This is a genomic window from Tateyamaria omphalii (genome assembly GCF_001969365.1).
GTDB classification, from domain to species: Bacteria; Pseudomonadota; Alphaproteobacteria; order Rhodobacterales; family Rhodobacteraceae; genus Tateyamaria; species Tateyamaria omphalii_A.
On the sequence record NZ_CP019312.1, the window covers coordinates 1157392 to 1179180 of the forward strand.

Sequence of the window (21789 nt, forward strand, 5' to 3'; positions counted from 1 at the left end):
CCGGAGTTTCTGTGGCTCAGTGAAAGGGATCAGGTCAGCGCGTCGAGGATGCGAGCCCAGCTGCGGATGCCTTTGTGGAAGCTCTCCATGTTGTATTTCTCATTGGGCGAGTGGATCTGGTCGTCGTCCCTGCCGAAGCCTATCAGCATCGGTGTGGTGCCGAGGATGTTCTGGAAATGGCCCGCGATGGGGATGGAGCCGCCGCAGCCGATATAGGCGGCGGGGATGTTCCATTCATCGGTCAGGGCCCTGCGTGCGGCCTCAAATACCGGGTCAGTTGTTTCGGTGACTGACGCGCGACCGGCACCGTGGCCGGTGAAATCAACCGTGCAGTCGGAGGGCAGGGCGTCCGTCACCATTTGGCGGAAGTTGTCGCGGATCGTGTGGGGGTCCTGATCACCGACGAGGCGGAAGCTGACCTTGGCATGGGCCTGCGAGGGCAGCACCGTCTTGAACCCTGCGCCGGTGTAGCCACCCCAGATGCCGTTCACGTCGCAGGTGGGGCGGGACCAGATCATCTCGATCGGGGTGCGGTCCTTTTCGCCTGCGGGCTCGGACAGGCCCACGTCGCTCAAGAACCTGGCGTGATCGAAGGCAAGGCCCTGCCACTGGCTGCGAATATCGTCGGGCAGTTCGGGTACACCGTCGTAAAAGCCTGGCACTGTGACGCGGCCCTGATCGTCATGCAGCGAGGCCAGGATGCGTGTCAGCACGCGGATCGGGTTCATCGACACGCCGCCATACATGCCGGAATGCAGGTCCTTGTCGGGGGCAGTGATCGTGATCTCTTCGCCCAGAAGGCCACGCAACATGGTGACGATGGCGGGCACGCGGCTTTCGAACAGGCCGGTGTCACAGATCAGGGCGAGGTCGGATTTCAGCTCCGCCGCGTTTTCCTGCATGAACGGGACCAGGGAAGGCGAGCCGGATTCCTCCTCCCCCTCGAAGAAGAAAGTGATGCGACAGGGCAGGGTGCCGTGTTCGGCCTTCCAGGCGCGACACGCTTCAACGAACGTCATCAGCTGCCCCTTGTCATCTGACGAGCCGCGCCCTCGGATGACCTTGCCTGCTGGCGTGTCCTCCACCTGCGGATCGAACGGGTCGCGGTCCCAAAGGTCCAGGGGATCCACCGGTTGCACGTCGTAATGGCCGTAAAACAGCAGATGTGGGCCGTCGCCCGCCACATGGCCGACGACCATCGGATGGCCGGGCGTGTCGCGCTTTTCGACATCAACTCCGATGCTTTGCAGATCGGCGACAAGCCAATCCGCCGCCGTCTGGCAATGCCCGGCAAATGCCGGGTCGGTCGAGATCGACGGAATGCGCAAAAGTTCCATCAGCCGTTCGGTGGCGTGTGGCAGATCGCTGTCGATGCGGGACAGAACGGCGTCGAGGGTCATGGCATGTCCTTTTGGTTCGCGTGTTGCGGTCACAGTACGGCGCGGCGGGCCGGTGTCCAGAGCTTGATCTGGGTCAAGGCAATCGGGGCGCGGGTCGGGAATACCGGACCTGCGACATGACGCGCATTTGATTAGCATTGAAGCGCATACTCGCAATCTATATTCGTTCTAAAACGCGGTGTAAGTGCGCCGCATCAAGACCAAAATGGAGCCTCGCGTGGACTACACCGCCAAATTGGACGACGCCCTGCAACGCCTGCATGACGAGGGCCGCTACCGGACCTTCATCGACATCGAGCGGCAAAAGGGCCAGTTTCCCCATGCGGAGTGGACACGGCCTGATGGCTCCAAGGCACCGATCACTGTGTGGTGTGGCAACGACTATCTTGGCATGGGGCAGAACCCGATTGTCCTTCGTGCCATGCACGAGGCGATTGATGCCACGGGCGCTGGCTCCGGCGGGACACGCAACATCTCTGGCACCACAGTGTATCACAAGCGTCTTGAGGCGGAACTGGCCGACCTGCATGGCAAGGATGCTGCGCTACTGTTCACTAGCGCCTATATTGCCAATGACGCGACGCTCAGCACGCTGCCCAAACTGTTCCCGGGGCTCATCATCTATTCCGATGCGCTGAACCACGCCTCGATGATCGAAGGTGTGCGCCGCAACGGCGGGGCGAAGCGCATCTTCCGTCACAATGACGTGGAACACCTGCGCGAGTTGCTGGCCGCTGATGACCCCGACGCGCCGAAGGTGATCGCGTTTGAATCGATCTACTCCATGGACGGTGATTTCGGCCCCATTGAAGAGATTTGCAATCTGGCCGACGAGTTTGGTGCGCTGACATACATCGACGAAGTGCATGCCGTGGGTATGTACGGTCCCCGCGGCGCGGGTGTGGCCGAGCGTGACGGTTTGATGCACCGCATCGACATCATCAATGGGACGCTGGCAAAAGCGTATGGCGTCATGGGTGGATACATTGCGGCATCAGAGAAAATGTGTGATGCCATAAGATCTTATGCGCCGGGCTTCATCTTCACCACGTCGCTTCCACCCGCGATCGCTGCCGGCGCTGCGGCTTCGGTCGCCTTTCTCAAGACGGCGGAGAACCTGCGCGCGGATCATCAGGCACAGGCCAAGGCGCTGAAGCTGCGGCTCAAGGGGATGGGCCTGCCGATCATCGACCATGGCAGCCACATCGTGCCGGTCATGGTGGGCAACCCGGTCCACACCAAGATGCTGAGCGACATGCTGCTGGAAGACCACGGCATTTACGTGCAGCCCATCAACTTCCCGACGGTGCCGCGCGGAACAGAGCGATTGCGCTTTACCCCATCACCGGTCCACGGCCCTACGGAGATAGATGCGCTGGTGCACGCAATGGATAAATTGTGGTCTCACTGTGCGCTGAATCGCGCCGAGAGTGCGGGATAATTCACTAAAATTCGCAAATTGCGTTGCCATGTGGTACCGTCTGTTCAACAACAGAGGCGGGACGAATCGAGTGGGATCGGTTCGTGAATTCGTGGGACAACGGGGCAGCGTTATGATCGGGCGCAAATCCGACATCACCAAAATTGAAGAAAACGTCGAGCCAAAGGGCTTTGACGATTTTGAATTGCGTCTTGGTGACATCATGCGCGGCGAACGTGCCACGATGGGCAAGTCGCTGTTGGATGTGCAGCGCGAGCTTCGGATCAAGGCCAGCTACATTGCGGCCATTGAGGCCTGCGACCCCGACGCCTTCGACACGCCAGGTTTTATCGCGGGCTATGTCCGCTCTTACGCGCGCTATCTGGACATGGATCCCGACCGCGCGTTCAACACGTTCTGCGCCGAGAGTGGCTTTGCCGTGGCGCATGGCATGTCCGCCGAGGCGTCAGTCGTCAAAAAGGCCGCGCGCGAGGATCGCCTGCAAAAACCGCACGGGGCGGACATCTTTGCAGCCCCGGCCACGCCGTTTGTGCCGGCCGGCGATGCGGTGTGGTCGCATATCGAACCGCGGGCCATCGGGTCGTCGCTCGTGCTGCTCGCCTTGATCGGTGGCATTGGCTTTGGCGGCTATTCTGTGCTGCAAGAGGTGCAGCGCGTGCAGGTTGCGCCCGTTGACCAAACCCCCGTTGTGCTGTCCGACCTCGATCCGCTGAGCAGTGCGACCCCGGCACAGCCAGAGCAGGGGCCTTCCATCGAAACACCGCGCGCGGACGCGCTTGACCGGCTTTACCGGCCGCAGGCCCTTGACGTGCCGGTTCTGGTGGCGCGCGATGCGCCCATCGCAACGCTGGATCCCCGTGAATTCGGCACCTTTGCCGCCCCTGAACCCGTGGACAGCGTCCCGTCCTTCGGTGGCTCGACCATCACCGGCATCGACCGCGCCTTGGCCGAAGCCGTGGCGCCGACCGTTCCGCAGGTCGTGGAAGAGGCGGCGCCCGCCCTGACCATGGTTGCCGTGCGTCCTTCCTGGGTCCGGGTCCGGTCCGCCGACGGCACGGTGATCTTTGAGGCGACGATGCAAGCCGGAGACAGCTGGGAAGCGCCCCTGACAGAAGAACCGCCAACGCTGCGGACCGGCGAAAGCGGAGCCATCTATTTTGCCATGAACGACAAGTTCTATGGCCCCGTGGGCCAAACGGGTGCCGTGACCTCTAATCTTCCGCTTGAGATCGCGGGGCTGAAGGAAACGTACCTTCCGGTCGACGTGAACTCGGACCAGGGTCTGGTCCGTTATGCCGAAGCCCTGGCTGCGGCACCGACGCAAGACACCGAATAGTCACCGCTGCCCCATTGCCGGGGTGCCTTGAGCTGTCTATCTTTCCTGACAACTGCAGATGCGAACGGGGTCCCTCATGTCGCTGAACCACATCCGTCCGTGGCGCAATATCTATCGCCGGACCAGCCGTCAGATCATGGTTGGCAATGTGCCCGTCGGGGGCGACGCGCCGATTACGGTGCAGACGATGACAAACACGCTGACCACCGATGCCGCAGCCACTATCGCGCAGGTGCAAGCCGCGGCAGAGGCCGGGGCCGATATCGTCCGCGTCTCTGTCCCGGACGAGGGATCGTCGAAGGCGCTGAAGGAGATCGTCGCCGAAAGCCCCGTGCCCATCGTCGCTGACATCCATTTCCACTACAAACGCGGGATCGAAGCGGCAGAGGCCGGGGCCGCCTGCCTGCGCATCAACCCCGGCAACATCGGGTCCGAGGACCGCGTCAAGGAGGTCATCAAGGCCGCCCGCGACCACAATTGTTCTATCCGCATCGGTGTGAATGCCGGGTCACTCGAAAAGCACCTGCTTGAGAAATATGGCGAGCCGACGCCCGACGCGATGGTCGAATCCGGTCTCGACCACATCAAGATCCTGCAGGACAACGACTTTCACGAATTCAAGATCAGCTGCAAGGCGTCCGATGTGTTCATGGCCGCCGCAGCCTACCAAAAGCTGGCGGAGGCGACGGACGCCCCCATCCACCTTGGCATCACCGAAGCGGGCGGGTTGACCACTGGCACCATCAAGTCGGCCATCGGGTTGGGCAACCTGCTTTGGATGGGCATCGGCGACACAATCCGCGTGTCCCTGTCCGCCGATCCGGTGGAAGAGGTAAAGGTTGGCTATGAGATCCTCAAATCCTTGGGCCTGCGCCACCGCGGTGTGAATATCATCTCCTGTCCGTCTTGCGCGCGGCAGGGCTTTGACGTGATCAAGACGGTTGAGGTGCTCGAAGAACGGCTGGCCCATATCAAGACGCCCATGAGCCTGTCGATCATAGGTTGCGTGGTGAACGGGCCGGGCGAGGCGCTGATGACCGATGTGGGCTTTACCGGCGGTGGGGCCGGGCACGGCATGGTCTATCTGGCGGGCAAGCAAAGCCACAGGATGGACAACGACCAGATGGTCGATCACATCGTGGAAGAGGTCGAGAAGAAAGCTGCGGAATTGGATGCTGCCAGTGCGGCAGGGGCGCAAGCGGCAGAGTAGGGCGGCGTTTTTTTTGGAAAGAAAACGGACCGGAATTTGTTCAAAAAATTCCGGTCCACCGCTGAACGGGTCAGCCGCGTTTTTCGTCGACCAGCGCCTGCATCTCGTCAAAGGGCAGGAAGCCGCGCAGCAACTCGTCCTGCAAAACGAAGGTGGGCGTGCCGGTGATCTGCAGCCGTTGGGCCAGGGCGCGCGTCTGTCGGATCTCGTCCGTGACCTCTTCGCTGTCCATATGCGCCTCGATCGCATCGGCATCGAGGCCGAAGGTCGACGCCATACGGCGCAATGTGCGCATGGACACATCGCCCGACATCTCCATCAGCGCGTCCGTGACGCCCTTGTACGCCTCGGACCCCGCGATCTGTTTCGTGGCAACGGCAAAGCGGGAGGCCAGCAGGGATTGCTCGCCGAGAATGGGGAACTCCTTGACGATCAGGCGGATATTGCCGTCCGTTTCCAAAAGCTTGGCCACTTCGCCATGGGCGCGTTTGCAGAACCCGCAGCGATAGTCCAGAAACTCGACCAGCGTGATGTCCCCCTCGGGATTGCCGCCCACATAGCTGAACCCGTCGTTAAAGATATCCTCGGCATTGTCGGCCACCAGTGACAGGTCCGCTTGCGCCTGCGCCGTTGCTTGCCGTTCTTCCAACACCTGCACCGCGTCCATGATCACCTGCGGATTGTCCATCAGGTAGGCGCGCACCTCCTCGCGGAAAATCTGGCGCTCTTCATCCGTCATGTTGTTGAGGTCCAGCGCAAAAGCAGGGAGCGCAAGCGAGGCCGCCAGCGCGGCAGAGGCAAGAGTGCGAAGGAACATCGGCTATCTCCGTTTGTTGCGCTTTTCGGCGCGTTCAGAGGCAAGGAGCACATCCTGCGCCCGTTGCCAAGGGCCGGACCCGACAGCCAGCAGCCCGGTGGCGCGTTTGGCATGGATCCCGGCATCTTCGAGGCGCCCGCGCAGGGCGTATCGTTCGGCCGTGATCAGCGATGCCATGCCGCGCTGGCCGGACCGGGCATAGGCCACGCTCAGATCCCGCAGCATGGAGCCGTCGCGAAAGTCGATGCGACGCGCCTGCTCAAGCGCGGGCAGGGCCGCGCGCGCATTGCCCGCCGCCAGCAGGGCCCGCCCGTAACCGGCCTGCAACAGCCCGTCATTGGGGCGCAATTGCACCGCGCGCGCATGGGTGTTGGCTGCCGCCGCAAACTGCTGGGTCTCCATCAGGATTTGGCCCTTCAGGTCATATAGAAACGGGTCGGTGGGGCGCAGGGCGATGGCCCTGTCGATGGCGGAAAGCGCGCGCCTTGTGTCCGAGTTGCGGTGCCGCGCCATTGCTTCGCGCATAAGGGCGATGTCCTGATATCCGGTCTCACCTAAGCGGTTCAGCGTCCAGCTTGGCCTGCGGCTGTAGGCGGTCAGCTTGCCCTTGGCGCGCATGAACCAGTAATCCCAGGCCGCCGCATCGCTCGCACCGCCAGTGCCATAGGCTGCCGCAAACCCTTCAATCGCGCGCAATCTATCACGGCTCAGCGGGTGTGACCGCACATAGGGGTCCTGCCGGCTCTCGCTCAGCGCTTCCTGACCGCGAAACAGGCGAAACACGTCCAGCATACCCGTCACGTCGATCCCGGCGCTGCGCAGATACCGCGCGCCCGATTGGTCGGCCGAGCTTTCCTCGGCCCGCGTGTGCCGCAGAAAGGCGCGCTCGGCCGCACTCTGCGTGCCGATCCCGATGGCCACGGCCCCTTCGCCAGCGCCCGCCGCCGCTGCCAGAATGGCCAGCGCCTGGCCCAGCCCCGCAGCGGTGCGCGCATTGCCGATATTTGTCATCCGCCGCGTGATGTGCCCGTTCGCGATATGGGCCGCTTCATGCGCGATCACCGCCTGTAGCATCGCGGCCCGGTCCATGCGGCTGATGAGGCCGGAGTGGATGTAGATGGCGTCGTTGCTGATCACAAAAGCGTTGAGCGAACTGTCATCGACCACCAGGATCTTGGTGCGGGATGCACTCAGGCCCGCCGCTTTGAGGACGGGCGCTGCGACCTGCGCAAGCGCGTATTCCATGTCCGCGTCGCGCAACAGAGTGACCGCGCGCGCGGGCAAGGCAAGCGCGAGCGATACGATCAGGATTGACGCCACCCGCGTCAGGGTATGAAAGGTCATGGCCCGGATCATAGGAGACCCCATGCGAACCTCAAGACGCAGCGATGTCGATCCCTTCATTGTGATGGACGTGATGGAGGCCGCACGGGCAGCCGAGGACGCCGGGCGGCACATCATTCATATGGAAGTGGGCCAACCGGGCACCGGTGCACCGCAGGCGGCCATTCGCGCATTGGCCGCGGCAATGGACGCGGGGCCATTGGGCTACACCGTGGCGCTGGGTCTGCCTGCGCTGCGGGCGCGCATCGCCCGGCTTTATGGCGACTGGTACGACATCGACCTGAACCCCGACCGGGTCATCGTCACCTCCGGCGCGTCGGGCGGCTTCGTCCTTGCCTTCAACGCGCTCTTTGACAGCGGCGACCGTGTGGGTATCGGCGCGCCCGGCTATCCAAGCTACCGCCAGATCCTGACGGGGCTGGGCCTGACACCGGTCGATCTGCCGACGAGCGCCGCAAATCGCTACCAACCGGTGCCAGGTGATTTCAACGGGCTGGACCTGCAAGGGCTGCTCGTTGCGTCGCCCGCCAATCCCACAGGCACAATGCTGGACCACGCAGCGATGTCAGACCTGATCGGTGCGACCCAAGGGGCAGGGGCCAGCTTCATCAGCGACGAGATCTATCACGGCATCGAATACGAGGCGCAGGCCGTCAGCGCCCTGAATGTCAGCGACGACGTTTACGTGATCAACTCGTTCTCCAAGTACTTCTCGATGACCGGCTGGCGTATCGGCTGGATGGTTGTGCCCGAGGATCACGTGCGTGTGGTCGAACGGCTGGCGCAGAACATGTTCATCTGCCCCCGCACGCCAGCCAGGTCGCAGCGCTCGCCGCCATGGACGCCGGCGAAGAACTCGAGGCCAATCTCGACGTCTATCGGGCCAACCGGGCGCTGATGCTGGATGGGTTGCAGCAGGCAGGCTTTGACAGGATCGCGCCGCCCGACGGGGCCTTCTACGTCTACGCCGACGTGTCCGATCTGACGCAGGACAGCCGCGCCTTTGCCGCCGAGATCCTCGACAAGGCGGGTGTCGCCGTCACACCGGGGCTCGATTTCGACCCGGTGCGCGGGCACCAGACGCTGCGCTTTTCCTATGCACGCACAACCGAGGACATCGCCGAAGGGCTGCGCAGGCTCAAGGAATTCATGGCAAGCCGCTGAAGGGGGATTCCCGGCGCCGCGTGAACCCGGTAGACTGCCCTTAAAACAAAAAGGGCAGTGGTGATGCGGGCAATCCTGATCGCGGTGATGATGTGGTTATGCGCGGCGGCGGTCCCAGCGCAGGACCTGTCGGGTCTTGCGCGCGTCGACCCGGCGCGCAGCGATATCGCAGACGGGTGGTTTGGCGGGGCCGAGATCACTCTTGGCCTCAGCCAGGGCGTGCCCTTCCGTGTCTTCACCTTGGCCGAGCCACCGCGGCTGGTCGTCGATTTCCGCGAGGTCGATTTCACCGGCATCACACCCGACACGCTGCTGCCCGAAGCCGGACGCATCGCGGCCCTGCGCTTTGGCGCGTTCAAACCGGGCTGGTCGCGCTTGGTCATGGACCTCGCCGAACCCATGGTGCCCGAAACGATTGCCATGCCGGTCGATCCTGCCTCGGGCCGCGCCGATCTGCAGATCACGCTGCGCGGCGCGGACATGACCGCGTTCGCCGCGCAGGCCGGCCCACCCGGTGACGCCGATTGGGGGGTGCAGGCCGCGGCCCCGCCACAGGCCCTCCAGGACGACAGTTTCGTCGTGGTGATCGACCCCGGCCATGGCGGCATTGACCCCGGCGCCGTGCGCGAGACGACCAGTGAAAAGGAACTGATGCTCGATATCGGGATCGCCCTCCGGGACGCCCTGCGGCGGGCAGGCGGGGTCGAGGTTGTGCTGACCCGCGACACCGATACATTCGTGTCGCTGACCGGGCGGGTCGCGCTGGCCCACCAGGTGGGGGCCGATGCGTTCATCTCGCTCCATGCCGACGCGCTCAGCCAGGGGCAGGCGCGGGGTGCGACCGTCTACACCCTGTCGGAAGAGGCGAGCGATGCGGCCTCCGCCCAATTGGCGGCACAACATGATCGGGCGGACATCCTCGCCGGTGTCGATCTCAGCGGCACCGATGATCAGGTGGCCGCGGTCCTCATGGACCTGGCGCGCACCGAAACCATGCCACGCACCGACACGCTCGCAAGCGCGCTGATTGGCGCGATGGACACCGCAGGCGGGCCCATGAACCGACGCCCCCGGCGGGAGGCTGCGTTCTCGGTGCTCAAAAGCGCCGACATCCCCTCGGTCCTGGTCGAGGTGGGGTTCCTGTCGGACGCGCGCGACCTTGCCAATCTGCGCGACCCCGTCTGGCGCGCCGTGATGGTCGAGGCGCTGGCCACCGGTATCCTGCAATGGCGCGACGATGACCTGGCCATGCAGCCGCTGATCCGGCAATAGCCGTTCACATCGGCGGGATCGCGCGGCGTTGCTTTTGACCCTGTTCGCCGCCTCGCGTATACCCTGATAAAAGCAACCGTAGATAACAGGTGCGAGCGGTCATGTTTCGGTTCATTCTTTCCTTCTTTGGCGGCATCTTCACCACGGTGACGATGGGTATCGCGATGGTCGCGCTGTCTGTTGGTGCCGTGTTCTGGATGTATGGCCGCGACCTGCCCAGCCACGAGTCGCTGGCCCAATACCAGCCCGCCACGATCAGCCGCATCTATTCCGGTGAGGGGCAGATCATCGACGAGTTTGCGCAGGAACGGCGCCTGTTTGCCCCTGCCGATACGATTCCCGATCTGGTGAAACAGGCGTTCATCTCTGCCGAGGACAAGAATTTCTACACACATGACGGCTATGACCTGCGCGGGATCGGTGCGGCGGCCTATGATGCGGTGCGCAGCCGCGGCCAAGACGTGCGCGGCGCCTCGACCATCACCCAGCAGGTTATGAAGAACTTCCTTCTGTCCGGCGACCGCCAGGCCGAACGCAAGATCAAGGAGATCATCCTCGCGGCTCGCGTCGAAGAGGCGCTGAGCAAGGAAAAGATCCTCGAACTGTACCTGAACGAAATTTTCCTCGGCCAGAACTCCTATGGCGTGGCCGCCGCCAGCCAGACCTATTTCAACAAGACGCTGACCGAGTTGGACCCGCACGAGGCGGCATTCCTCGCCTCCTTGCCCAAGGCGCCGTCGGACTATCACCCCGTGCGCCGCAAGGACCGGCTGATGAACCGCCGCAACTTCGTGCTCAAGGAGATGATGGAAAACGGCTATCTGGACGAGGCAACCTACGAGACCGAAGTCGCGATGCCCCTGCGCTCGGTCCAGAACGGCGACTTTGAAAGCTTCAAGGCCGAACTGCCCCCGCGCGACTACTTCACCGACGAAATCCGGCGCCAGCTGAGCGAGGATTTCGGTGAGGGCGAATTCTTTACCGGCGGCTACACCGTCCGGGCCACCATCGACGCAGAAATGCAGCCCGTCGCCGCCTATGCGCTGCGCCGTCAGTTGGAAACCTATGATCGCGGACTGGGTCAGTGGCGTGGCACCGGCAAGAGCATCGAAGCAGACCAGCTTGGCGAATGGGAAGCGGCCTTGCGCAGCTTGCCCGTGGCCCGCGACATCGACCTGAACGGTGTCTGGCGGCCCGCCGTCGTGCTCGAAATCGAGGATCAGCAACTGCGCCTCGGCATCGAAGGGTGGGCGGACGGCGATCCGGCACCGGTTGTCCCGCGCGAGGACATCCAGTGGATCGCTGGCAACTTCTTTGACAATTTCGAAGTGGGCGACGTGGTGCATGTGCGCGCCATGACAGGGGACAGTGACGGGTCCTTCATCCGCTGGACCTTGCGCCAGGTGCCCCGCGCACAAGGCGGCTTTGTCGCGATGGACGTCAACACGGGCCGCGTGATCGCGATGCAGGGCGGGTTCAGCTACCAGAACTCCGTCTTCAACCGCGCCACACAGGCCAAGCGCCAGCCCGGTTCGTCCTTCAAGCCGTTTGTCTATGCCGCGGCCCTCGACAGCGGCTACTCGCCCGCAACCATCGTCGTGGACGCGCCCATTGAGATCAATACGCCTCAGGGCCTCTGGCGCCCCCGCAACTCGTCCAACAAGTTCTACGGCCCGACGCCCCTCCGCACGGGCATCGAACGGTCGCGGAACCTGATGACCATCCGTCTCGCCGAAGAGGTGGGCATGGACATCGTCGCCGACTACGCCGAACGGTTCGGCGTCTACGACAACATGAACCGTTTTCTTGCCAACTCGCTCGGGTCCGAGGAAACGACGCTCTACCAGATGGTGTCGGCCTACGCGATGTTCGCCAATGGTGGCGAGCGGGTGGAGCCGACGCTGGTTGACCGCGTCCAGGACCGTTTTGGCCGCACCGTCTATCGCCATGACCAGCGCGAATGCCGCGATTGCACCCAGCTGGCCAGCCTTGATCCCGGGTTCGCGCCGCGCGTTGTGTCGAACCGCGAACAGATCATGGACCCTGTCACAGCCTACCAGCTCACCTCGATGATGAAGGGTGTGGTGGACCGCGGCACGGCCTCCGGCACGGTCAAGCTGCCCGTGCCCATCGCGGGCAAGACGGGCACCACCAACGACGCCAAGGACGTGTGGTTCGTGGGCTTTTCCAGCGACATCGTCGCGGGCTGCTACATCGGCTACGACCAGCCCCGCAGCCTCGGCCGTGGCGCCTCGGGCGGTGGCATGTGCGGCCCGGTGTTCAACATCTTCATGCAAGAGGCGATCGCCAAATACGGCGGCGGTGCCTTTGACGTGCCCGACGAGTGCATGTTCATCAAGATCGACCGCTTCACCGGCGCCCGTCTCAGCAATGACGCATCAGGCCCCAACGTCGTCAGCGAATGCTTCCGCGACGGGTTCGAGCCCACATTCGGCATCACCTTCGACGGCGGTTTCGCGATGGGCGCGGACCTGCCGCTCTTTGAGGAAGCGGGTGGCGGCGGCCGCGAGGTGACCACCTCCACTGGCAAAAAGGCGGTCGTCGGACCCAAGGCAAACTTCGGCACGCTCAGCTCGGGCGGCCTCTACTGATCGCCATGCGCCAACTGATCTTGTAGGCCCGTCCGGCATGAGCTATCCCAAGGCTCTGCCAGGAAGGGTTGGACATGCGGGCCGAGATTCAGAACGTCGTCGAAGAGATTGAAAAGTCAGTGGCTTTGCTGGCCCAACGGCTCGATGTCGAGACGGCCCAGCACCGGCTCGAAGAGTTCAACGCGCGGGTCGAGGACCCCAATCTCTGGGACGATCCCGACGCGGCACAGAAGCTGATGCGCGACCGCCAGATGCTGGTCGACGCCATGGACACCCATAACAAGATCAAACAGGACCTCGCCGACAACATCGAACTGATCGAGTTGGGCGAGATGGAAGAAGACGCCGAGGTCGTCGCCGACGCCGAAGTCGCGATCAAGTCGCTTGCTGAAACCGCCGTGCAGAAAGAGCTGGAGGCGCTCCTGGACGGCGAGGCGGACGGCAACGACACCTTCCTCGAGATCAACTCGGGCGCGGGCGGCACCGAAAGCTGCGACTGGGCCGCCATGCTCGCCCGCATGTATGTCCGCTGGGCCGAAAAAAAGGGCTACAAGGTCGAACTGCAATCCGAATCCGCGGGTGAAGAGGCGGGGATCAAATCCGCCACCTATAAGATCAGCGGCACCAACGCATATGGCTGGCTGAAATCCGAAAGCGGCGTGCACCGGCTGGTCCGCATCAGCCCCTTCGACAGCGCCGCCAAACGGCACACCAGCTTCACCTCCGTGGGCGTCTACCCGGTCGTGGACGACAATATCGAGATCGAGGTGAACCCCGCCGACATCCGCATCGACACCTACCGGTCCTCGGGCGCAGGCGGCCAGCACGTGAACACCACCGACTCCGCCGTACGGATCACGCACGCCCCCACGGGTATCGTCGTGACCAGCTCGGAAAAGTCGCAGCACCAGAACCGCGACATCGCGATGAAGGCGCTCAAAAGCCGTCTCTACCAGATGGAACTTGACCGCCGCAACGCCGCCGTGAACGAGATGCACGAGAACAAGGGGGATGCAGGCTGGGGCAACCAGATCCGCTCTTACGTTCTGCAACCCTACCAGATGGTCAAGGACCTGCGCACCAACTTCGAGACATCCGATACCAAGGGCGTGCTTGACGGCGACCTTGATGGGCTCATGGCGGCCACGCTAGCCTTGGACGTGTCGGGCAAGTCCCGGGCAGAGGCGCAGGGCGACTAACGCCCCCGGCCTGCCAAACCAGAGGGAGGCCACCAGATGATCGAACAAGGCGCACTGGCGCTTCGGGCGCGGATGGACGCGGGCGAGATGTCGGCCAGTGACCTGATGGCCGAAACGTTGACGCGGATCGACGCGGTCAATCCGGCCGTCAACGCCATCGTCTCCCTGCGCGATCCGGACACGCTCATGGCGGAAGCGCGCGCCGCCGATGCCGCCCCCAACACCGGCTGGTTGCACGGCATCCCGATGGCAATCAAGGACCTCGCCAACGCCGCAGGCCTTCCAACCTCCATGGGCTCACCGCTCTTTGCCGGGCAGGTTGCGGCGTCCGACGACATCATGGTGGCCCGGCTACGGGCCGCAGGTGCCATCATCATCGGCAAGACGAACACACCCGAGTTTGGTCTCGGCTCGCACAGCATCAACCCGGTCTTCGGTCCCACGCGCAATCCTTACGATACATCGCGCAGCGCGGGCGGTTCTTCGGGCGGGGCAGGGGTGGCGCTGGCCACCTCCATGCTCAGCGTCGCGGACGGCTCCGACATGATGGGCAGCCTGCGCAACCCGGCGGGTTGGAACAACGTCTACGGCATGCGGCCAAGCTGGGGGCTGGTCCCATCAGAACCGCAAGGCGACAGCTTCCTGCACCAACTCTCCACCAACGGCCCCATGGCCCGCACCCCAGCCGACCTCGCGGCCCTTCTTGACACGATGGCAGGCGCAGACCCCCGCCAACCGCACGGCGTCGATGCGCCCCCAACCTTGCCGCAGATCAGCGGCGGGGCCGACGGCATGCGGATCGGGTGGCTTGGCGATTGGGGCGGCGCGCTGACGATGGAAGAGGGGATCCTTGACCTCTGCGCCGACGCCCTTGCGCAAATGGAAACCCTCGGCGTCACGACCGACGCGCTGAACGCCCCCTTCGACCGCGACGCGCTGTGGCACTCCTGGATCACGCTGCGCAGTTGGGCCGTCGCAGGCGGGCTTGGGGTGCTCCATGCCGACCCGACCAAACGGACCCACCTCAAGGACACCGCCATATGGGAGGTCGAGCGCGGCCTCGCCCTGTCGGCCATGGAGGTGCATCGCGCCAGCGTGACCCGCTCGGAATGGTTCAAAACCGCCGCCACGCTCTTCGAACAGTTCGACGTTCTCGCCCTGCCATCGGCACAGATGTGGCCCTTTGACGTGACGCTCGACTGGCCGCGCAGCATCGCGGGACAGGCGATGGACACCTACCACCGCTGGATGGAGGTGGTGATCCCCGCCAGCCTCCTTGGTCTGCCCGCGATCTGCGTGCCCGCGGGCTTTGGCGGGCCGCATGATCTGCCCATGGGCCTGCAACTGATCGGGCGGCGGGGCAGTGACGCGATGTTGCTTCGGCTGGCGCAGACGTGGCACGATGCGACAAACTGGCCCGCGCGCCGCCCGCCATCTGGGATGTGACGATGACCCAAGCCGCCGACCCATACCCCGCATTGCCCGCCGGTGTTCCGCCCTTTCAGGCCCCGCAGCCCGGTTTTATCCGCGCCGCACTCGCCGCGGGCTGGGCGGATTTCCGGGCGGCCCCCGGCTTCGGCATCCTCACGGGGCTGGGCGCTGTGCTGGCCGGTTGGGCGCTCTTGGGCCTGACGCTGTGGGCCGGGCACACCTTCTGGCTGATCCTTGCCGTCTTTGGTTTCCCGCTGGTCGCACCGCTCTGTGCGCTTGGCACATACGAGGTCTCGCGCCGGATCGGGCGCGGCGAACGCGCGGGCATCGGTGATGTCCTGTCGCGGCTGCGGCGCGAACGCGGGCGCCAGATGCCGTGGCTGTCGATGCTGATGGTGGTTGCGCTCCTGTTCTGGTTCTTCCTCGGCCACATGATCTTTGCGCTGTTTCTGGGCTTGCGGCCCATGGTCAACGTCACTTCCTCGTTCGAGGTGTTCCTGACCCCCGACGGCCTGATGATGATGGCGCTCGGCACCGTGGTGGGGGGCATCTTTGCCTTCATCTTCTTCGCGATGTGCGTTCTTGGCCTGCCGCTGCTGTTGGCGCGCGAAGTGGACTATATGACCGCCATCCTCGCCAGTTGGGGCCATGTGCAGGCGCATATGGTGCCGATGCTCAGCTGGGCCGCCGTAATCGTCATTCTGATATTTCTGGCCATGCTGCCGGGGCTTCTGGGCCTGATCGTGGTGCTGCCGTGGCTCGGCCACGCCTCCTGGCACATCTACGCCCAGATGGCCGCAGGCGAGCGCTAAAGCGGCGTTTCGCGCCCCATGCGCACCAGCGTGTCACGAAGCGTCCGGGCATCGGGATGCGCCACCTCCATCGCGAACACATGCGCTTGGGTCAGAAAAAACGCGCGCTCCGCCTCCGTCGGCGCAGTCTCCGCCGCTTCCCTGTAAAGCGCGACCATCGCCATGCCGTCGCCGTCCGCATGGGCGGCCAGCAACCGCGCCTCCAGCGTGCTCATTCCGCTGCCTGCTCCTGTGCGCGATGGGCGATCATCCGGTCGGCAACCCAAGCATGAAAGAGATGCGTGGGCCCGTCCATCGCGGGCGAGAAGCGCCCGCCGTCAAACCCCGGCGCATGGCGTCCGCGCTGCATACCTTCCACGACAAAGATGTCTTCCTCGAACACCTGTTTCCACTGCGCGGTGTTACGCTCGCGCAGGTCCGGATCCGTGTCGGCCCGCGCGTAGTAAAGATGCACATGTTCCGTGGTCTGCCGCTCATTCTCAGGCACCAGAATAATCGCAAAGACATGGTCCCGATGCACACCCAACAGGACATTGGGATAGGCCGTGATGTACTCTGCCGCGCTGTCCCACTTCGCATTCAGCCCCTCGAAATCGGGAAATGTCCGCCCCGCGCCGTCCTTGAGCTGACGATAGACCAGCGTGCCCTGACCGGAGTATCGGCCCGGCGCCTCGATATGATAATGATCCTCTAGCCGGGAATAGGTGTTCAGATCCGGATGCACCCAAGGCAGGTGATAGCTCTCGCAATAATTCTCGACAGCAAGCTTCCAGTTGCAGTTGACGGCCAGTGCGAACCGGCTGTCCACCCCACCATGATGTAGCGGCCTGTCAAACTCCGCCCACCGCGCCAGCAGATCGGCATGGGCGTCTTCAAATGCGGGGGCCGTGCCTGACACATTGATCCATACCACATCCATCCACACATGGCTGCGCACCTCTCTGAGGCCCAAAAGCGCCTTGTCGATCCCCTCGACCGTGTTTTGCCCCGGCCCGCCCACATGCGGCGTGGACACAAGGCGGCCTTCGGTGGAATAGCACCAGCTGTGATAGGGGCAGCGAATGGCGCCCTCGATCTTGCGGGGCGCATCCACCAGGATCATGCCGCGATGACGGCAGATGTTGTAAAAGACGCGGACCTGACCCGTGCGGTCCCGCAGCAGCAAAAGGGGCATGCCCAGAAAGGTGAGGGGCACGGCATCGCCCGGCTCCGCCACATCCGACGCAACAGCCAAGCCGGACCAGCCCGCCATCAAAAGCGCCGACCGTTCCTCTTCAAAAACGCCTGGGTCGATGTAGTGGGCATTCGGCAGCCCGTGGGCCGACGCAATAGGCTGGCGCACTGCGTCCATGTCGGTGATGTCCATGCATGTCCCCCCTCTGCGATACCCGGTCAGGCTAGCGCAGGTTCAGACACGAAACGCGTAGGTTTTCGACAGCACTTTGCTGTCTCCGACATTGGCGCGGACTAGCCGCGGCGACGCTGCTGGGGCTGTGTGGCGCGCATCGGCCGCGCGGCAGGGTTCAGCCGAAACGGAATGATCTCGGCCGAATCCGACACATCCACCTGCGGCTGCTGCGGGGCGGGCGCCTTGGCCAGGCTGTCAACCAGCGGCTTGCCAAAACTGTGTTGCAAGCGCGCGACGTGATTGACCCGGCGCACCGTTTTTTTCGTAACCACACCAAATTGCACGACATCGCCAACGTCAAAAAACACGTCAGGCAAATCCGCGCAATCTGCACGGGACAGAAATGCAAGGTCGCCTTGATCCTCGCACCAGATCACTGCTTTCTCGGTTGCAGGATCGCTCCACAATATGACACCAATCATTGTTCTACCCAGAGTTGGACGCCCTTTATCAAACTCAATTCTGGACATTTCGAACATGGTTAAGTCAGCAACGTCCGCTTGCATTTTGTGTCTGCAACAGTATCGTGTGGTTGCAATTTAGCGTCACTGTTGACGTTGAATGGCGTCAGATAGCGACGTACTAGTCGCGGGATGGCGTCACATTAACGATTAGCATTCCAGACACAGAACGAACGAAGAGACGACCATGCCCGAAATGCGCAGATCACCGGCGGAATTGCGCAGCATGTTCGGGGAAAATCTGCGGATTCTTGCCGAAGCCTACCCCTCCATCTCCGAACTGTCTCGACAGCTCGGCATCAATCGAACACAGTTCAATCGCTATCTGTCTGGAGAGAGCTTCCCCAGACCTGATGTGCTGTCCCGAATTTGTGACTTCTTTGACGTCGATGCGCGTGTGCTGCTTGAACCGGTGCAAAACATCGCATCAGGGGCCGACCCGCTCACAGGCCCATTTCTCAAGGAATATGTGGGGGTTGGCGTCAAATCCGTGGACGAGGATATGTTCCCGACCGGCTTTTACCGCTTTTCGCGGCGTAGCTTTCTGGAACAGGACCAATACGTCACCGGACTGGTCCGCGTGTTCCGCGACAATGGCGCGACCGTGCTGCGCGGCTACGAAACGCGGGCCGCACTCAGCACCCAGGGCATGTCGGTCACACGGCAGGCGCGCGAGTTTCGCGGCCTTGTGCTGCAACAGGAGGACGGGGTCAGCGTGCTTATCTCGCGGCGCGGCGCCCATACGGCGTCGTTCAATTATCTCAGCCGCGTCACGTCCTTCGAAAACAACTTCTGGGTCGGCTACGTGACCCGCACGATCAAGGAATCCATCGGCGACGACCGAATCGTTCGCATGGTCTACGAATATCTTGGGACCGGTTTCGGCGCTGCAAAGGAGGCTGCGCGTCGCGCTGGATACTGCACAGCCGACGAATTGGCGCCGTTCGAACGGCGCCTGCTCAAGGTGGGTGAACCCTTCGCCTAGGCTTTTGGGGGCGTGACGGTCCCGGGACCTAGTCGCCGCGGGGCAGGGCGGCCACGCCCGTGCGCGCCACTTCCACCAGGCCCAGGGGGCGCATCAGATCGGCAAAGGCGTCGATCTTGTCGGGCGCGCCGGTGATCTCGAACACGAAACTTTCCAGCGTGCTGTCGACCACGTTGGCGCGGAAGATGTCCGCCAGGCGCAGCGCCTCGACCCGCTTGTCACCCTGACCGGCCACTTTGAACATCGCCAACTCGCGCTCGACCGACGGCCCCTCGACCGTCAGGTCGTGGACCTCATGCACCGACACGATCCGGCCCAGCTGCGCCTTGATCTGCTCGATCACCTGCGGCGTGCCGACGGTCACGATGGTGATGCGCGACAGGTGGCCGGTGTGGTCCACCTCCGCCACGGTCAGGCTTTCGATATTGTAGCCACGACCCGAAAACAGGCCGATGACCCGCGCCAGGACACCCGGTTCATTCTCGACCAGAACGGCCAGCGTATGCCGTTCCTCAACGTCCGAGAACGTGGGTCGTAGGTTATAGGCGGAGTGGCTGGTGGAGCCTTTTTTGATTTTTAGAGCGGACATATCACTGGTCTTTCAAAATTGAGAGCTTTTGGCTGGTCTGCTCTGGCGAGAGCTATTGGGTGCCGTGGCTGCTTGCGTGAAGCGCTTTTACTCATTCGTTGGAACGGCGACAGCGTACAATATACAAGAGCGTCCTGAATTGAACTTGCGGCATTGTTCAAGTGCCAGTTGCTTGCTTTCTTCAAGGCTCAAACGTCCCCAAGCGCGGCCTCCGCCAACTCCATCCGTCGTTACATACATTGCGCTGTAAACCGTCGCGATTTCCCGGAATTCCTGGTACTTCCGCTGGCCTTCATCGCTGAGATTTACGCTGGCTAAGCGTTCGATTTGCATCGCTGGTTCTGTCACCGGAGCTTCGCAAGCAGCTAGAACGACGCTTGCGGTTACAGCACACAGAAAAAGCGCGCGTTTCATACCAACACACTTCCCTTAGCATCAATCACACCCTGCGTCTCGGCTTCGCCCAGCAGCATCTCGTTATGGGCCTTGCCCGACGGGATCATGGGGAAGCAGTTCTCGTGCTTTTCCACCAGACAGTCGAACAGAACCGGACCGTCATGGTTGATCATCTCCATGATCGCGTCATCCAGATCATCGGGGTCCGAACACAATATGCCCTTGGCCCCAAACGCTTCGGCCAATTTCACAAAATCGGGCAGGCTTTCAGACCAGGAATGCGAATAGCGCTCGCCGTGCAGCAATTCCTGCCACTGGCGCACCATACCCAGCCGTTCGTTGTTCAGGATGAACTGTTTGACCGGCAGGTTGAACTGCATCGCCGTGCCAAGCTCCTGCATGTTCATCAGCCACGACGCCTCGCCCGCCACGTTGATCACCAACGCCTCCGGGTGGCCCATTTGCACCCCGATGGATGCGGGAAAGCCATAGCCCATCGTGCCCAAGCCCCCGGATGTCATCCAGCGGTTCGGATCCTCAAATCCCAGATATTGCGCCGCCCACATCTGGTGCTGGCCCACCTCGGTACAGATGTAACGGTCGTGATCCTTGGTCAGCGCCTCAAGCCTTGCCAGCGCGTGTTGCGGCTTGATGGTCTTGCCGGTCTGTTCGAACTTCAGGCAATCGACAGCCTTCCATTCCTCGATCTTCGACCACCACTGCGCCAGCGCCGCCTGATTGGTCTTGCGCCCGCGCGACTTCCAGACCTTCAGGATGTCTTCCAGCACGTGACCCACATCACCCACGATGGGGATATCCGCCTTGATCACCTTGTTGATCGAGGACGGGTCGATGTCGATATGCGCTTTCTTCGACTTCGGGCTGAACGCGTCGATGCGCCCCGTGATCCGGTCATCAAAGCGCGCGCCGATATTGATCATCAGATCGCAGTCATGCATCGCCATGTTGGCTTCATACAGCCCGTGCATACCCAGCATGCCCATCCAATGCTTGCCCGACGCGGGGTAGCTGCCCAGACCCATCAGGGTCGAGGTGATGGGAAAGCCTGTCGCATCCACCAATTCGCGCAAAAGCTGGCTGGCGCCCGGCCCGGAGTTGATCACGCCGCCACCAGTATAGAAGATCGGGCGCTTGGCCGTCTCGATGGCCGCGACCAGTTCGGTGATCGCCTCCATGTCGCCCTTGACCTGCGGCTGGTAATGCGAGGTCGACGGCTTGGGCGCCTGATACGTCCCGGTGGCGAACTGCACGTCCTTCGGAATGTCGACCAGCACGGGGCCGGGACGGCCCGCGGTTGCGACGTGAAACGCCTCGTGCATGACGCCGGGCAGCCGGTCGGTTTCCTTCACCAGCCAGTTGTGCTTGGTGCAGGGGCGGGTGATGCCAACGGTGTCGGCCTCCTGAAAGGCGTCCGACCCGATCATGAACGTGGGCACCTGGCCCGTCAGAACGATGATCGGGATCGAATCCATCAGCGCATCCGTCAGCCCCGTCACCGCATTCGTCGCACCGGGACCGGAGGTCACAAGGCATACGCCCGGCTTGCCCGTGGCGCGCGCATACCCTTCGGCGGCGTGCACGGCACCCTGTTCATGGCGCACCAGGATGTGCTTGATCGCGTTCTGCTGAAAGATCTCGTCGTAGATCGGTAGCACCGCGCCACCGGGATATCCGAATACCGTGTCCACACCCTGATCAATCAGGGCTTGGACGACCATTTTCGCTCCGGTCATTTGACGTGTCATGTTCCGCGTGCTCCGATGTTGCGGTTTGTCGTTGCGCATAAAAAAACCCCCGGGTTTCGGGGGCGCATGGGTCTCGGTCTGGAGTTCCGTTACCGGCCCATGCGCGTGTCCACTACGATGACGACTAGGTTTGTCATAGCCAAAGG

At 62.9% G+C, this 21789-nt stretch carries 18 protein-coding genes and 1 pseudogene; 10 read left to right on the forward strand and 9 right to left on the reverse strand.

The genetic code is table 11. The annotated features are described in order from the left end of the window. Nucleotides 1-29 precede the first annotated feature (29 nt). Nucleotides 30-1400 (reverse strand): M20/M25/M40 family metallo-hydrolase, encoded by a 1371-nt coding sequence (locus BWR18_RS05765; RefSeq protein ID WP_076627109.1) that lies wholly within the window; start codon nt 1398-1400, stop codon nt 30-32. Between the two features lie 205 nt (nt 1401-1605). Here BWR18_RS05765 and hemA point away from each other — a divergent pair, with 205 nt between their 5' ends. The 3 genes from hemA to ispG all read left to right on the forward strand — a co-directional run bounded on the left by hemA (nt 1606) and on the right by ispG (nt 5387). Further along, on the forward strand, nt 1606-2841 hold the full coding sequence (gene hemA / locus BWR18_RS05770; RefSeq protein WP_076630149.1) for a 5-aminolevulinate synthase: 1236 nt from the start codon (nt 1606-1608) through the stop codon (nt 2839-2841). A gap of 112 nt (nt 2842-2953) precedes the next feature. Beyond that, complete coding sequence (locus BWR18_RS05775; RefSeq protein WP_076627110.1) at nt 2954-4177, forward strand: helix-turn-helix domain-containing protein; 1224 nt, start codon at nt 2954-2956, stop codon at nt 4175-4177. 76 nt (nt 4178-4253) lie between these two features. Then, nucleotides 4254-5387, forward strand: a complete 1134-nt coding sequence (ispG, locus tag BWR18_RS05780; RefSeq protein ID WP_076627111.1) for a flavodoxin-dependent (E)-4-hydroxy-3-methylbut-2-enyl-diphosphate synthase — start codon at nt 4254-4256, stop codon at nt 5385-5387. 70 nt (nt 5388-5457) lie between these two features. Here ispG and BWR18_RS05785 read toward each other — a convergent pair whose 3' ends face one another. Beyond that, nucleotides 5458-6204, reverse strand: coding sequence for a DsbA family protein (locus BWR18_RS05785; RefSeq protein ID WP_076627112.1), 747 nt, complete (start codon nt 6202-6204; stop codon nt 5458-5460). 3 nt (nt 6205-6207) lie between these two features. Further along, complete coding sequence (locus BWR18_RS05790) at nt 6208-7548, reverse strand: M48 family metalloprotease (RefSeq protein ID WP_157598661.1); 1341 nt, start codon at nt 7546-7548, stop codon at nt 6208-6210. Nucleotides 7549-7570: 22 nt separating this feature from the next. Here BWR18_RS05790 and BWR18_RS05795 point away from each other — a divergent pair. The 6 genes and pseudogenes from BWR18_RS05795 (at nt 7571) to BWR18_RS05820 (ending at nt 16038) form a co-directional block, all read left to right on the forward strand. Then, a pseudogene (locus BWR18_RS05795) lies at nt 7571-8712 on the forward strand (pyridoxal phosphate-dependent aminotransferase). A 63-nt stretch (nt 8713-8775) separates the two neighbouring features. Then, nucleotides 8776-9984: an N-acetylmuramoyl-L-alanine amidase gene (locus BWR18_RS05800; RefSeq protein ID WP_076627114.1), complete on the forward strand. Its 1209-nt coding sequence runs from the start codon at nt 8776-8778 to the stop codon at nt 9982-9984. A gap of 101 nt (nt 9985-10085) precedes the next feature. Then, nucleotides 10086-12596 (forward strand): penicillin-binding protein 1A, encoded by a 2511-nt coding sequence (locus tag BWR18_RS05805; protein ID WP_076627115.1) that lies wholly within the window; start codon nt 10086-10088, stop codon nt 12594-12596. A 74-nt stretch (nt 12597-12670) separates the two neighbouring features. Beyond that, nucleotides 12671-13795 (forward strand): peptide chain release factor 2, encoded by a 1125-nt coding sequence (gene prfB, locus BWR18_RS05810; RefSeq protein ID WP_076627116.1) that lies wholly within the window; start codon nt 12671-12673, stop codon nt 13793-13795. Between the two features lie 36 nt (nt 13796-13831). Then, nucleotides 13832-15241 (forward strand): amidase, encoded by a 1410-nt coding sequence (locus BWR18_RS05815; protein ID WP_076627117.1) that lies wholly within the window; start codon nt 13832-13834, stop codon nt 15239-15241. A 2-nt stretch (nt 15242-15243) separates the two neighbouring features. After that, the gene (locus tag BWR18_RS05820) at nt 15244-16038 is read left to right on the forward strand and encodes a DUF2189 domain-containing protein (RefSeq protein WP_076630150.1); all 795 of its coding nucleotides are present in this window, start codon (nt 15244-15246) and stop codon (nt 16036-16038) included. Here the strand turns inward: BWR18_RS05820 and BWR18_RS05825 are convergent. The 3 genes from BWR18_RS05825 to BWR18_RS05835 all read right to left on the reverse strand — a co-directional run bounded on the left by BWR18_RS05825 (nt 16035) and on the right by BWR18_RS05835 (nt 17952). Next, a complete protein-coding gene (locus tag BWR18_RS05825; protein WP_076627118.1) occupies nt 16035-16253 on the reverse strand; it encodes a hypothetical protein in 219 nt (72 codons plus the stop codon). The two genes, BWR18_RS05820 and BWR18_RS05825, sit on opposite strands and share 4 nt — an antisense overlap. After that, entirely contained in the window at nt 16250-17404 is a 1155-nt protein-coding gene (locus tag BWR18_RS05830) for an aromatic ring-hydroxylating oxygenase subunit alpha (protein ID WP_076627119.1), read from the reverse strand. The genes BWR18_RS05825 and BWR18_RS05830 overlap by 4 nt, the downstream gene beginning before the upstream one ends. Nucleotides 17405-17505: 101 nt before the next feature. Then, entirely contained in the window at nt 17506-17952 is a 447-nt protein-coding gene (locus BWR18_RS05835; RefSeq protein ID WP_157598662.1) for a hypothetical protein, read from the reverse strand. A 142-nt stretch (nt 17953-18094) separates the two neighbouring features. Between BWR18_RS05835 and BWR18_RS05840 the strand changes: the two genes are divergently transcribed. Further along, nucleotides 18095-18892, forward strand: coding sequence for a helix-turn-helix domain-containing protein (locus tag BWR18_RS05840; protein ID WP_076627121.1), 798 nt, complete (start codon nt 18095-18097; stop codon nt 18890-18892). Between the two features lie 28 nt (nt 18893-18920). Here BWR18_RS05840 and ilvN read toward each other — a convergent pair whose 3' ends face one another. From ilvN to BWR18_RS05850, 3 genes are all read right to left on the reverse strand, one after another. Further along, nucleotides 18921-19481 carry an acetolactate synthase small subunit gene (ilvN, locus tag BWR18_RS05845; RefSeq protein ID WP_039687338.1) on the reverse strand — a complete coding sequence of 187 codons (561 nt, stop codon included), beginning with the start codon at nt 19479-19481 and terminating at the stop codon, nt 18921-18923. Nucleotides 19482-19568: 87 nt separating this feature from the next. Beyond that, nucleotides 19569-19895 carry a hypothetical protein gene (locus BWR18_RS21585; protein WP_157598663.1) on the reverse strand — a complete coding sequence of 109 codons (327 nt, stop codon included), beginning with the start codon at nt 19893-19895 and terminating at the stop codon, nt 19569-19571. Continuing rightward, nucleotides 19892-21643 (reverse strand): acetolactate synthase 3 large subunit, encoded by a 1752-nt coding sequence (locus BWR18_RS05850; protein WP_076630151.1) that lies wholly within the window; start codon nt 21641-21643, stop codon nt 19892-19894. Before BWR18_RS05850 ends, BWR18_RS21585 begins: the two co-directional genes overlap by 4 nt. Between the last annotated feature and the right edge of the window lie 146 nt (nt 21644-21789).

Coding starts and splice junctions, on each gene's coding strand:
- BWR18_RS05765 (WP_076627109.1), bottom strand. CDS start 1,400: ATGACCCTCGACGCCGTTCTGTCCCGCATCGACAGCGATCTGCCACAC.
- hemA (WP_076630149.1), top strand. CDS start 1,606: ATGGAGCCTCGCGTGGACTACACCGCCAAATTGGACGACGCCCTGCAA.
- BWR18_RS05775 (WP_076627110.1), top strand. CDS start 2,954: ATGATCGGGCGCAAATCCGACATCACCAAAATTGAAGAAAACGTCGAG.
- ispG (WP_076627111.1), top strand. CDS start 4,254: ATGTCGCTGAACCACATCCGTCCGTGGCGCAATATCTATCGCCGGACC.
- BWR18_RS05785 (WP_076627112.1), bottom strand. CDS start 6,204: ATGTTCCTTCGCACTCTTGCCTCTGCCGCGCTGGCGGCCTCGCTTGCG.
- BWR18_RS05790 (WP_157598661.1), bottom strand. CDS start 7,548: ATGACCTTTCATACCCTGACGCGGGTGGCGTCAATCCTGATCGTATCG.
- BWR18_RS05800 (WP_076627114.1), top strand. CDS start 8,776: ATGCGGGCAATCCTGATCGCGGTGATGATGTGGTTATGCGCGGCGGCG.
- BWR18_RS05805 (WP_076627115.1), top strand. CDS start 10,086: ATGTTTCGGTTCATTCTTTCCTTCTTTGGCGGCATCTTCACCACGGTG.
- prfB (WP_076627116.1), top strand. CDS start 12,671: ATGCGGGCCGAGATTCAGAACGTCGTCGAAGAGATTGAAAAGTCAGTG.
- BWR18_RS05815 (WP_076627117.1), top strand. CDS start 13,832: ATGATCGAACAAGGCGCACTGGCGCTTCGGGCGCGGATGGACGCGGGC.
- BWR18_RS05820 (WP_076630150.1), top strand. CDS start 15,244: ATGACCCAAGCCGCCGACCCATACCCCGCATTGCCCGCCGGTGTTCCG.
- BWR18_RS05825 (WP_076627118.1), bottom strand. CDS start 16,253: ATGAGCACGCTGGAGGCGCGGTTGCTGGCCGCCCATGCGGACGGCGAC.
- BWR18_RS05830 (WP_076627119.1), bottom strand. CDS start 17,404: ATGGACATCACCGACATGGACGCAGTGCGCCAGCCTATTGCGTCGGCC.
- BWR18_RS05835 (WP_157598662.1), bottom strand. CDS start 17,952: ATGCAAGCGGACGTTGCTGACTTAACCATGTTCGAAATGTCCAGAATT.
- BWR18_RS05840 (WP_076627121.1), top strand. CDS start 18,095: ATGCCCGAAATGCGCAGATCACCGGCGGAATTGCGCAGCATGTTCGGG.
- ilvN (WP_039687338.1), bottom strand. CDS start 19,481: ATGTCCGCTCTAAAAATCAAAAAAGGCTCCACCAGCCACTCCGCCTAT.
- BWR18_RS21585 (WP_157598663.1), bottom strand. CDS start 19,895: ATGAAACGCGCGCTTTTTCTGTGTGCTGTAACCGCAAGCGTCGTTCTA.
- BWR18_RS05850 (WP_076630151.1), bottom strand. CDS start 21,643: ATGACACGTCAAATGACCGGAGCGAAAATGGTCGTCCAAGCCCTGATT.